Below are 11279 nucleotides of genomic sequence, written 5' to 3' on the forward strand. Positions count from 1 at the left end.
TTCCGTTATGTTCTATACAAAATCACAGCGGACAAAATGCCCCGGACTTATCTCGCGCAGCTCCGGCATGTTGTTATGACAGCTGGGATGCACACAGGCACATCGTTCTGCAAATCTACAGCCCACTGGAAAATTAGCTGCACTCGGCACCGTTCCTGGAATAGCCGTAAGCCGATCCGTTTCCCCATGAATCGAAGGAATGGACCCCATGAGGGCCAATGTGTAGGGATGCAGGGGCTTATCGAATACCACATCGGCTAAACCCGATTCCACTATCTGTCCGCCATACATAACTACCATATCATCGGCCATCTCCGCCACGACACCAAGATCATGGGTGATAAAGATAATGGAGGTTCCAGTCTGGTCCTTCAAATTGCGCATTAAGTCAAGCACCTGCGCTTGTATGGTTACGTCTAAAGCAGTAGTCGGCTCGTCAGCGATTAGCAATTTCGGTTCGCAAGCCATCATCATGGCAATCATGACCCTTTGACGCATACCTCCGGACAATTGATGGGGATAAGATTTCACTATATTCTCAGGCTTCGGAAAGCCGACACTTCGAAGCTGTTCAATAGCTTTAGCAAGTGCGTCAAATCTCGTAAGCTTCCGATGCCTCATCAGCACTTCGATAATTTGATCCCCGATTTTAAATAAAGGATTCAATGCGCTCATCGGTTCCTGAAAAATCATGGCGATCTTATTACCCCTCAAATCGGACATTTCGTTTTCGTTCAGCTTTACCAAATCCTGGCCCTCGAACAACACTTCACCATCGACAATTCTTCCTTGAGGGCCTGGAACCAGTCCCATAATAGACAATGAAGTCATGCTTTTACCGCTGCCGGACTCTCCGACGATGCACAGCACTTTCCCTTTTCTGACCTCAAAATCGACACCATCAACGGCCTTAACCTGAGTTTTTGCTGTGGAAAAATACGTTTTTAAGTTCCGAACCTTAAGCAAAGCTTCCATATTGCTGCACCGCCTCTTTTGAGGATCTGTTAACTCTTGATATTAAATGTACATTTTTCCTTAAACGTAGCTCATCGCAGCTGCCTTCAAGCTTACGGAATCAGTAGAAAATGCCTTTGATTTCATGTTATACAAAGCACCTTCCAGCACATGAGCCGGCGAGGTTGTGGCCGCACAATCTGTTACCAGAATGTTGTCGTATCCAAGAAAATTCGCATCCTGTAAGGTAGCCATCACACATTGGTCCGTATTGACCCCTGCGTGGAACAGAGTGTTGATGCCGTTCGCTCGCAGAATAGCGTCCAGACTGGAGCCTGGGAATCCGCTAACCCGGTATTTATCGACCCAATAATCGCTCTCTGCATAAGAATCCTCCAGCTCTTCCACCAGAGCTGCTGACCAGGAATCCTTGATAAGCACAGATCCAAGGTTATCAGGCAAAGGCTGACCAATGCCTGGCCGACCGTTTTTCTGCCATGAATAGAGCAGACTTGGGGGAAGGTTGGCCGTATCAAGCCTATGGCCCCAGTTGACCCAAATAATTTGCATCCCTAATTCACGACAGCTTTTTACAGCAGAGGTTATGGCCGGCACCAGCTTTAACGCTCCATCCGGGCGTCCTAGTAAGGGAGAGCAAAAATAATTTTGCATATCGATAATAATAAAAGCGGAACGTTCAGGATCAAATTTCAAGGTTTTATTTTCATCTAATTCAATTGAAGTTGTTGTAGCAGAACCTCGGCTCACATCAAAATGATCGCCTTCAACTATCCAATAATTTACTCTATTACCAAATCTCATGGATCTAGCCTCCATATTTTTTAATTTACGGTTTCCAGCAAGCTCGAAGCAGCCATCAAACTTTCAGAGACAGCCATAAACGACCTTCCCCTCATGTTATATATGGCTCCTTCCATTGCATAGGAGGGCGATGTCGTAGCCGTGCAGTCTGTCAGAAGAACATTATCGTAACCAAGAAAAGCCGCATCCAGCAGACTAAACATTACGCATTGATCCGTATTAACTCCGGTATGGAACAAAGTATTAATTCCGTTCGCCCGCAAAATTTGGTCCAGGTTGGTGCCAGGAAATCCACTGGTCCGATATTTATCAACTAAATAATCACTCTCATCATACAATACTGCCAATTCATCAATTATTGCGGCCGACCAGGAATCTTTAACAAGCGCCAATCCAAGATTATCCGGCAAAGGCTCACCAATATGGGTACGCCCTCCTCTTTTCCTTGAATACAGCATATTGGGAGGGAGGTTGGCCGTATCGGCCCTATTCCCCCAGTTGACCCAAATAATTTTCATTCCTAATTGACGGCTGCTCCTTATGGCTGAAGCGATGGCCGGCACCAGCTTTATAGCACCGTCCGAGCGACCCAGCAGGGATGAACAAAAAAAGTTCTGCATATCGATAATGATCAAGGCTGAGCGTTTAGGGTCAAATTTCAAGGTTTCATTTCCTTCGATTTCCATGGTGGCAGCTTCAGCCGTGCCTCTGCTGATATCAAAATGATTGCCCTCAACAATCCAATAATTCTCTCCGTTTCCATATCTCATGCTAGAGCCTCCATTAAATTTGATGATAAATCAAACCTTGATTTTTGACTGCGGATCGAATTCATCCCGAATCCCTTCACCTAATAAAGTGAATCCGAGCACCAACAGAAATATCGCCAGACCGGGAGCGAATGAAATCCAAGGCGACATTGTTAAAAAGTTAGTGCCGCTTTGCAGCATTTCACCCCAGCTTGGATAAGGCGGCGGAGTTCCAAGTCCCAGATAAGACAAGCTTGCCACCACCATGATGGCATGGCCCATATTCAAATTGCTCGCAACTGTAAGCGAGGTTGATGCGTTAGGTAAAATATGGCGCAGCAGGATTCTCCAGGTCGGTACTCCGTGGCTTCTGGCCGCTAGAACGAATTCACGGTCACGGATACTGAGCACCTGTCCTCTTGTAATCCGAATAAATTGAGGTGCCATAATAACGGCAACAGCAAAGGATGCATTAATAAAGGAAGGCCCCATGATAAACGCAATGGCCATGGTGAGCACCAAGCCTGGGAATGCCAACCAGGTATCCACGATTCTCATGAAAATTTCGTCAAGCCAGCCACCATAAAACCCTGAAATCAAACCCAAAGGAACACCAATCAAAAACGCTAAAGTAACAATGACTATACCTGAAGCAAGGGACTCGCGAGCCCCCCAAACTACCCGACTGAACACATCACGTCCCAAATTATCGGTTCCGAATAAATGCGACAAACTCGGTGGCTTAAGAGCCATGGTGTAATCATTAGCAAACGGAGAGTAAGGAACAAAAGACGGCAGGATAAGAGCCATGGCAATAAATCCAATTACGATGATTAGTCCGGACAAGATCAACTGATTTCTCCATATTTTTTTAAGGAGGAGGCTCGTTTTTGCCTTCACCTTTGGACGACCGATCTCAATTTCGGTTCTTGCAACATCGATTGACATAATTTATATCCCTCCCCTTAGGAATAGCGGATTCTAGGGTCCAAAAATGCGTACAACACATCCACAAACAAATTTGTTAACAATATCGTTCCACCCATAAACAATACGCTGCCGTTAACTACCGGATAATCCCTTTGCACTATTGCGTTAAGCACCAATTGACCCATGCCTGGCAATGAGAATATGGATTCGATGATAACAGCCCCACCTAAGAGTCCACCCATCTGCAGCCCGATAACCGTAATGACAGGCAATACTGCGTTTCGAAGCGCATGCCGCAGCAGGACTACTCTTTGCCGCATGCCTTTGGCTCTTGCGACTTGAATGTATACCTGGTTCAACACTTCAAGCATTTCGCCCCTTAGCATTCTAGATTCCATGGCAGCCAAAGGCAGCGACATTGCAAAAACGGGCATGATCAAATGGTAAAGGTTGGTGCCCAGTCCCTCCGATAGGGGAACCCAGCCTAGTGCTGGAAACCATTGAACGGTTACTGAGAACAGGAAAACCATAACCAATGAAACCCAAAAGGTTGGAATTGCAGCCCCTGCGAGCGCCATAAATCGTCCAAAATGATCAATCCAGGAGTTCGGATATTTGGCGGATAAAATACCCAAAGGCAATGAGATGCAAAGGGACATCAGAATCGACAGGATGGCAATTTCCACGGTAATAGGAAGCCTTGTAACAATTAGATTGATAACGGGCTGGCTCCCATACAACGAATTCCCAAAATCACCATGTAAAGTATTTGATAAGTAACGTAAATATTGAATCGGCAGCGGCTGATCCAGGCCAAGCTTGGCTTCCAATAAACGGATGGACTCCTGACTTGCTTCCTCCCCCAGGATTGAGTGTGCAGGATTTCCCGGTACCAAATGGATTAAGCTAAATGTAAAAGTAATCAGGAGCAAACATACCGGAATAAACCATAGAAGGCGGCGCCCAATATAACTAGCCATTGATTAATACCTCCTTTATTTGCTTATTGTAGTCTTGTACAGTCGCAATAGCTGGTCAGGATATACATCAAATCCCTGCACTTTGTCTGTCCATACATCTACTACAGGCTGGTATCCGGTGAAAATACCTGGCACTTCTTCTATCAAAATAGCTGAGACCTGAGAATAAATCTTTTTGCGAACATCATTAGAACTACTCTCACGTGCCTCCTGCATCAGTTTATCAACTTCCGTGTTGCTGTATTTTCCATAATTGAAAGGGGCATTGGTCACTATAAATGCATAACTGTTTTGATCGGGATCTATCATTCCACTCCAGCCGCCGCCTGTAACCTCCCAATCCCCGCTGTTCCTTTTTTGGGTGATAGCTGCACTATCCAAAGCTTCAATTTTCATCGTAATGCCTACTTTAGCTAATTGGCTTTGGAACAGCTGCGCTAACTGCATGCTCTGAGGATCATTGGCACTTAGGAAGGAGAAGGAGAAACCGTCTGGATTCCCGGCCTTTTTCAGTTCTTCTTTGGCTAATTCTACTGAATAAGGAACCTTTATACTCGGGTCGTTGGCAAAGCCAGCCGGTGAAAAGAAGGAAAATCCTGGAACGAATTTACCGAAATAAATAATTTGGTTGATTTCGTCACGGTTAATTGCAAAATTAATTGCTCTACGGTTATTGATGTTATTGAATGGCGCCTTCTGGAGATTCAAGGTCAATCGAGAGTAACCAAAGGAGGTGGCAACTCCAAGTTTGAGCGATTTGGTGTTTTCTACTTTGGGGATATCCTGGAAAGGTATGGAATCCACAAGATCCACCTGACCTGAAATGAGCGCATTTAGCTTTTGGGATTGATTAATAATAGGCTTAAATTCAACTTCATCCAGCTTCGGCTGGTCCTTTTCCCAGTAATTAGGATTCTTCTTAATCGTTAAGTGGTCATTTTTATTCCATTCCACGAATTGGAAGGGTCCTGTTCCAACCGGAGCCATTTCATATTGATCCCCGGCTTTTTTCTTGGCTGTCATGGAAGAAATCAATCCGGTACGACCGGTTATCGTTGCGATAAAAGGAATGAAAGGTGTCTTTAATTGGACAACCAACGTATAAGGATCCGGTGCCGTCATGCTCTCAACCAAAACCAAATCCGATTTTCGGGGAGAAGCATTTGCCGGGTCTATAATCCAGTTCCAGTTATCCATAACAGCTTGTGCGTTAAAGTCAGTCCCATCGTGGAATTTAACTTCCTTCCTTAGTTCAAAGGTATAGGTTTTACCGTCTTCGCTGATTGTCCATTTTGTTGCAAGACCTGGTAAAAATTTACCGTCAGGAGTCAGCTTTACCATCGGATCATAAATATTGTTATACAACTCTTCATCAATAAGTCTTGTTGATTTGGCCGGATCCAAAGTTCCAAAATCAGTAATAATTCCAACCCTTAACTTCCCACCTGAAGCTGCAGTGGTGGCTTGCCCGGCGGTTGGTGTAGACTGGGTTGAAGTTGAAGCAGCAGGCGTGTTCATGCATCCAGATAAGATTCCAACTAAAATCGAAGCAGTCAATGTCGGGAATAAAAGCCTCTTTCTAATATTAGTCTTCAATTTCATATAAATCCTCCTCTTAAAATTCATTTATTTTATAACAAGCAGCAATCTCTGGATGATTCAATGATTTGACCAAATTTTATATGTTACTTTTTATTACATATACATAACACGTTTTTATCTTGCCTTCATCATATATGGAGTTATCCGAATCGTAAATAGCCTTTTTTAGATACTTACATTCATTTTTTGGATGTAAGCGTGTTCCCATGACCGTTTTATGTGATGTATAATGACATTACTTCTTTAGAGTGGAGGAATGCCAAAATGAATATTGATCAAATTATTACGTTTCTGGGTGTGTACCATGCGGGGAGTTATCAGAAGGCGGCAGAGCAAATGTATTTACCGCAGTCTACCATCTCAAACCGGATCAAAATGATGGAACTCGACTTAAACAAGCTGCTCTTCATTCGGAATAAGACTGGCATCCAACTGACGGAGGAAGGGCATACCTTCCTCCCGTATGCGCAAAGGGTCATCACTACTCTCGAAGAAGGGAGGCAGGCCGTTGAGCAACTACATCGGGTGCAGTCCGGTAAACTGACAGTCGGCTGCAACAACTCTTTCACCAGCGCCCTGCTGCCTTATGTACTGGCAAATTTCAAGACCGATTACCCTGATGTCTCCATTCAGGTGATGGGGTGTTCTACCCGAGAGCAGATCCGTAAAATCAATTACAACGAGCTCCGTCTGGGAGTCAGTCGTTATGCCTTGAACATTCCGTCTTTAACATTCATCAATATTTTTCAGGAGGATGTGAAGTTGATCGTCTCTAAGAACCACCCGCTTGCCCGGAGAAAGCTGGTAACGATTGAGCAAATTACTGCAGAGCCTTTTATTTCTTATGAGCTCGACACATTATATCGTAAGACTTTGGAGGTAACGTTCGGTCATTTAAATGTAGCCCATGAGATTAAATATGAAAGCAACAATTTACCATTGCTGAAACATTGGATAAAAGAGGGCTGTGGAGTGTTCTTGTCAGGAGGACTGTTATTCCGTGAGGAATTGCTCCATAAGCAGGTGGTTTCTATTCCTATCGAGTCCAATCCATTCCCATTTGATAATGTATTTCTCGTATACAAGAAAGGAAATCTAAACAGTCTGGATCAATTGTTTATGCAGCATATTACTAATACTTTGCAACATATAACCGTTTAGTTTTGAAACGATATGAATAAGCCTGAACAACTATTAAACAATTACCTTCTAAAGCCAGTAGTCGTTTTTTCAGGTCCTCATTTCCGAGGCAGGCAGAAATCACGGAACCCCCTGCACTGGCTCATCATATACTGAGGATAATTTTCATAATTATTAGCCGCCATATCAGCTAAAAGTCCAAGGAGGATAAGAAATGGATGACAAGCGTACTTGTCGATTGATTCGTTCATCTAGAACATATCTTGGAAAACAAGGCTTTAATTACGCAGAAGCCATATCAAAGGAAAGCGTGGGTTCTCAAGGGATATGCATGCATTTATTGACTATTCCTCCGGGCAAACGAGCGAAGGCACACCTTCATCAAGATCACGAAACAGCTATTTATGTGCTTCAAGGAAAATGTGCAATGTGGTATGGGGATAAGCTTGAAGAGCATATGGAGTTGAAAGAAGGAGATTTTTTATATATTCCTGCCGGAATGCCGCACCTCCCTTACAATCCAAGCGATGTAGAATCCTGTACGTCCATTATTACGCGTACCGATCCCAATGAACAGGAGAGTGTTCTCCTGCTCCCTGAGCTCGACGCCATCTATGAAAAGAAACAATCATAAGCATAACTCAGCATTTTGTTTTGGAATAGCGATACTAAAGCACGTTGCAACATGTTGCGAGTTGCGTTCTCATCGCCATCTACTGTGTATCCACAATGATCACAGCGATGAACACGAACAGAGAGGGCTTTCTTTACTGTATCTCCACAGTTAGAGCAAAGCCCTCGGCCAAGATAAATACAGACTCTCCACGATAAATTGGTATTACTCAAATACTAAAGAATTGGCGAACAGATAGGAAAGCAAACAGCAATCCATAAGAAACCACATTCGATTTTAATGGTATAATTAACCATATATTCTAAATTTAATATAGTGAGGCGGTACTTATAATGAAAACAGGCAATCAAACAATAACAGTAGAAACCACAGTTCATACACCCGTTGGAGAAGTGTGGAAATATTGGACGGAGCCACAGCATATAACAAAATGGTGTTATGCTTCTATTGATTGGCATGCGCCAAATGCCGAAAATGATTTAAGGGTTGGCGGGAGATTTCTTACAAGAATGGAAGCTAAGGATGGTAGCTTTGGATTTGATTTTAGTGGTGTTTATGATGAAGTGAGAATAAACGAGATTATTTCTTACACTATTGAAGATGGAAGAAAAGTTACAATTACTTTTATTAGCCAAGAAAACGACACAAAGGTAATCGAAACTTTTGAAGCAGAAACCACCAATTCCGTTGAGATGCAAGAAGCAGGCTTTCAGGCGATTCTGGACAATTTCAAAAAATATAGTGAAACCTCCAAAGAAGATTAGGATAAAATCATACTTTACCAGACCGTTACAAGTACCGTACATAGCATAAGAAATAAACGTCCCGAATCACTCGGTACCGGAAGCAAGAATAATGGTATCACCAGCATGAGAAGATGAGAGTGCAGTTGTGAGGCAGATAGCGGTGCTGCAATTTACTGTGCTTGTGGCATACCTTGTAAAAAAAATGTTTCACTAGTCCTAACCCGTGACCCCAGCCTCGAGACGCTTGAAAGCCGTTGGCGGTGGACCATCTTCGAGTCGCTTGCTGATCAAGTCAGCACACTTTTCGGGGCTTAGTACCGAAGTATCAACCTCAAGGTCATAAATACCTGGCACGTGGACAGACTTCTGCCACAAGCTTACTGGCTTTGGCACAGAGCCGTCATCGAGGTATCCGACGTGCCAGGTTTCTATCCGTCGCTCCATGACAACCTCAATGGGGCAACGCACGCCTACGAATAACACCGGAAGGTCCTTCAGTATGCGAGCACAGTTGGAGAGAATCCCCAATGGAACCGAGTAAACGTCATGGTGCCCTACATCCACCACAAGATTTAGTCCTAAGCGGCTGTGCACAGCAATAGACTCGTACATCGCTCGATATAGGGTCACAATGTGAGGCTCGAGGTCAGGGCGTTCACCTCCAGGTCTCAATCCGATCCCGGGCTGATAACGTTCAGGGGTCATCTGTATGAACCGATCGACCCCCATATTCATCCACACGCCTTCGAATGTATCCTGGATAACGACGGCAATGCTGGACTTCCCTGATCTGGGAGTACCATTCAGAATCACAATCTTTCCATAGGTTTCTGCCTGTAGCATGTTTTTCCCTCCTTAGAAATCAGTATTCATATTTTGAACTCCTGTCCTTTAGCATAGAAGGCTACTGACCCTTACTTTCGGCAGCCTTACGAACTCTACTGATTCATTTTGCAGAACGTATGAGCTGAACTCAGGTTTACCGCCAACACTAATCCCATACTGAAGTCACCACTGAGTGAGGGGGTTGCCACACCACAGCCCTTTGGTTTTGAACTATCCTGCACCGTTAGTTGAATTATCGGAATGACTTTCTTATATTTTCAATATAATTTCACTAACACAATGTTTTATATCCTTATTTGAGCAATCAAGAGTTTTATCACTATACTTCATGTATAGAGGAACTCTTTCCTCGTAAACGTCCTTAAGACTATTTCCTTTCTTTATTACAATGCCTCTGGTTGTTATGTTTATTAGCCTCCTTTTAATTTCTTCATAGGGGACATGTAAATAAATAATCTGTCCACCCTGTTTAAGGACATTCATAGCATTTTCTGAATATATAACACTTCCACCCGTAGATATAATGCAATTTTTTAGTTGCAATTTAGACACCGTTTTTTCTTCGACTTCCATAAATTTTTCGATACCATCATTATCAATTATATCTTGTAACAACCTACCTTCATGTTGTTGTATAACAATATCTGTATCCACGTAATCCATTCCTAAAGCTTTTGCAAGCAACACACCTAAAGTGCTTTTACCAGCTCCAGACATACCTATAAGAACAATATTCATATTCTTCTTCACTTTTGTAATGCCTCCATTTTTTTCTTTAATTAAACCGAACTAAATGCCACGTTAGCACAGCGAAGGGCTCTCCTGAGGCAGCTCTTTTGGTATTGAACACCTTCCGTTGGGCTGCAACCTCGAATTCATTGAGGAGTCTACGACCTAATCCAGTTTTTCGGTGTTCATTTTTTACAAACAAATAGTTCAGATAGCAACGAGTTTTATTTGTTGGGCCTGTCATACCAAGAGCAAATCCTAAACCTCTACCGCATTAAATATAATAAAAGTTTGAAAATGTCTTTTAATATCCTCTATTGTTTGCAAAAGCGGTTCAATAGTATAATCTTCATACAACACGACTTCGGTTTGATAGGCTAATTTTCGAGAAGTTCCTCTGCATCGGTATTAATCGCTCTCGTAGGTATAATACTCATCTCAACCAATTTCCCCATATTGTAGCATTTTTTTGAAATATAGGTAAAATAATTTCTGGCTATCTCTATTTAACAAAAGCCTACCCGTTACTTAATAAACCAAAAAAGGAGCTGCCACACGGCAAGCTCCTCCACTATCGTTTCCGTTAATTGAGTTACAACATGTTTAAAAACACGATTAATTTATGCGTTGTAAACTAAAAGTATAGTTATTATTTTTCAGGGGTTTCCCCAAAAACTTTAAATCAATTCCATTCTGAATGTAACATATTCCCTCAATTTGTGGATAGGATATAATACTTATCCCTATATTTCTATGTTTTTAGTGAAATTTAGATAACAAAAAAACCTTAAAAGGTTACTCTTAAGGTTTTTTACTAGGCTTGGCGGCGTCCTACTCTCCCAGAACCCTGCGGTTCAAGTACCATTGGCGCTGGAGGGCTTAACGGTCGTGTTCGAGATGGGAACGTGTGGTTCCCCTCCGCCATCGACACCAAACGTGGATATACCAAGGTTTGTACCTTGAAAACTAGATCCGAAACAACCATTTCTGCGTCGAGCAACGCACCCCCTTTAGCTTGCGCTTCAGGGGGGACTTCCTTTGGATAAGCCCTCGACCGATTAGTATCCGTCAGCTCCATGCCTTGCGGCACTTCCACCCCGGACCTATCTACCTCATCGTCTATAAGGGGTCTTACTAATTGGGAAAT

12 protein-coding genes, 2 rRNA genes and 1 pseudogene are annotated in these 11279 nt (G+C 43.1%); 3 read left to right on the forward strand and 12 right to left on the reverse strand.

What is annotated here, in order from left to right; genetic code table 11:
• Positions 1-12: 12 nt before the first annotated feature.
• The 6 genes from G9U52_RS30085 to G9U52_RS30110 are packed head-to-tail and all read right to left on the reverse strand — an operon-like array spanning position 13 to position 6037.
• Complete coding sequence (locus G9U52_RS30085) at positions 13-975, reverse strand: ABC transporter ATP-binding protein (RefSeq protein ID WP_166154647.1); 963 nt, start codon at positions 973-975, stop codon at positions 13-15.
• A gap of 60 nt (positions 976-1035) precedes the next feature.
• Positions 1036-1776, reverse strand: a complete 741-nt coding sequence (locus G9U52_RS30090; protein WP_166154649.1) for a cysteine hydrolase family protein — start codon at positions 1774-1776, stop codon at positions 1036-1038.
• 20 nt (positions 1777-1796) lie between these two features.
• The gene (locus G9U52_RS30095; protein WP_166154651.1) at positions 1797-2546 is read right to left on the reverse strand and encodes a cysteine hydrolase family protein; all 750 of its coding nucleotides are present in this window, start codon (positions 2544-2546) and stop codon (positions 1797-1799) included.
• Between the two features lie 30 nt (positions 2547-2576).
• A complete protein-coding gene (locus G9U52_RS30100; protein ID WP_166154653.1) occupies positions 2577-3473 on the reverse strand; it encodes an ABC transporter permease in 897 nt (298 codons plus the stop codon).
• Positions 3474-3490: 17 nt separating this feature from the next.
• On the reverse strand, positions 3491-4435 hold the full coding sequence (locus G9U52_RS30105) for an ABC transporter permease (RefSeq protein ID WP_166154655.1): 945 nt from the start codon (positions 4433-4435) through the stop codon (positions 3491-3493).
• A gap of 15 nt (positions 4436-4450) precedes the next feature.
• On the reverse strand, positions 4451-6037 hold the full coding sequence (locus G9U52_RS30110) for an ABC transporter substrate-binding protein (RefSeq protein WP_166154657.1): 1587 nt from the start codon (positions 6035-6037) through the stop codon (positions 4451-4453).
• Between the two features lie 264 nt (positions 6038-6301).
• Between G9U52_RS30110 and G9U52_RS30115 the strand changes: the two genes are divergently transcribed.
• Together G9U52_RS30115 and G9U52_RS30120 are read left to right on the forward strand one after the other, a co-directional pair.
• A complete protein-coding gene (locus tag G9U52_RS30115) occupies positions 6302-7198 on the forward strand; it encodes a LysR family transcriptional regulator (RefSeq protein WP_166154659.1) in 897 nt (298 codons plus the stop codon).
• A gap of 193 nt (positions 7199-7391) precedes the next feature.
• Complete coding sequence (locus tag G9U52_RS30120) at positions 7392-7811, forward strand: cupin domain-containing protein (RefSeq protein WP_166154661.1); 420 nt, start codon at positions 7392-7394, stop codon at positions 7809-7811.
• Here the strand turns inward: G9U52_RS30120 and G9U52_RS41080 are convergent.
• Entirely contained in the window at positions 7790-8023 is a 234-nt protein-coding gene (locus tag G9U52_RS41080; protein ID WP_166154663.1) for a zinc ribbon domain-containing protein, read from the reverse strand. The two genes, G9U52_RS30120 and G9U52_RS41080, sit on opposite strands and share 22 nt — an antisense overlap.
• 120 nt (positions 8024-8143) lie before the next feature.
• On the opposite strand from G9U52_RS41080, the gene G9U52_RS30130 reads away from it, so the two are divergent.
• Positions 8144-8575: an SRPBCC family protein gene (locus G9U52_RS30130; RefSeq protein ID WP_166154665.1), complete on the forward strand. Its 432-nt coding sequence runs from the start codon at positions 8144-8146 to the stop codon at positions 8573-8575.
• Positions 8576-8773: 198 nt separating this feature from the next.
• On the opposite strand, the gene G9U52_RS30135 is transcribed toward G9U52_RS30130, so the two are convergent.
• The 5 genes and pseudogenes from G9U52_RS30135 to G9U52_RS30155 form a co-directional block, all read right to left on the reverse strand.
• Entirely contained in the window at positions 8774-9400 is a 627-nt protein-coding gene (locus tag G9U52_RS30135) for a chloramphenicol phosphotransferase CPT family protein (protein ID WP_166154667.1), read from the reverse strand.
• Between the two features lie 252 nt (positions 9401-9652).
• Positions 9653-10153, reverse strand: coding sequence for a shikimate kinase (locus tag G9U52_RS30140; RefSeq protein ID WP_311764942.1), 501 nt, complete (start codon positions 10151-10153; stop codon positions 9653-9655).
• A 25-nt stretch (positions 10154-10178) separates the two neighbouring features.
• Positions 10179-10379, reverse strand: a pseudogene (locus tag G9U52_RS42130) (GNAT family N-acetyltransferase); the annotation flags it as partial.
• 571 nt (positions 10380-10950) lie between these two features.
• Positions 10951-11067 (reverse strand): 5S ribosomal RNA (rrf, locus tag G9U52_RS30150).
• Positions 11068-11170: 103 nt separating this feature from the next.
• Positions 11171-11279 (reverse strand): 23S ribosomal RNA (locus G9U52_RS30155); the annotation flags it as partial.

The sequence above is a fragment of the Paenibacillus agricola genome, assembly GCF_011440305.1.
Taxonomy (GTDB): Bacteria; Bacillota; Bacilli; order Paenibacillales; family NBRC-103111; genus Paenibacillus_S; species Paenibacillus_S agricola.

Bases quoted from the DNA above. Each gene is read 5' to 3' on its own strand.
- G9U52_RS30135 (WP_166154667.1), bottom strand. From the start codon at position 9,400: ATGCTACAGGCAGAAACCTATGGAAAGATTGTGATTCTGAATGGTACT.
- G9U52_RS30100 (WP_166154653.1), bottom strand. From the start codon at position 3,473: ATGTCAATCGATGTTGCAAGAACCGAAATTGAGATCGGTCGTCCAAAG.
- G9U52_RS30130 (WP_166154665.1), top strand. From the start codon at position 8,144: ATGAAAACAGGCAATCAAACAATAACAGTAGAAACCACAGTTCATACA.
- G9U52_RS30105 (WP_166154655.1), bottom strand. From the start codon at position 4,435: ATGGCTAGTTATATTGGGCGCCGCCTTCTATGGTTTATTCCGGTATGT.
- G9U52_RS30095 (WP_166154651.1), bottom strand. From the start codon at position 2,546: ATGAGATATGGAAACGGAGAGAATTATTGGATTGTTGAGGGCAATCAT.
- G9U52_RS30115 (WP_166154659.1), top strand. From the start codon at position 6,302: ATGAATATTGATCAAATTATTACGTTTCTGGGTGTGTACCATGCGGGG.
- G9U52_RS30110 (WP_166154657.1), bottom strand. From the start codon at position 6,037: ATGAAATTGAAGACTAATATTAGAAAGAGGCTTTTATTCCCGACATTG.
- G9U52_RS30090 (WP_166154649.1), bottom strand. From the start codon at position 1,776: ATGAGATTTGGTAATAGAGTAAATTATTGGATAGTTGAAGGCGATCAT.
- G9U52_RS30120 (WP_166154661.1), top strand. From the start codon at position 7,392: ATGGATGACAAGCGTACTTGTCGATTGATTCGTTCATCTAGAACATAT.
- G9U52_RS30085 (WP_166154647.1), bottom strand. From the start codon at position 975: ATGGAAGCTTTGCTTAAGGTTCGGAACTTAAAAACGTATTTTTCCACA.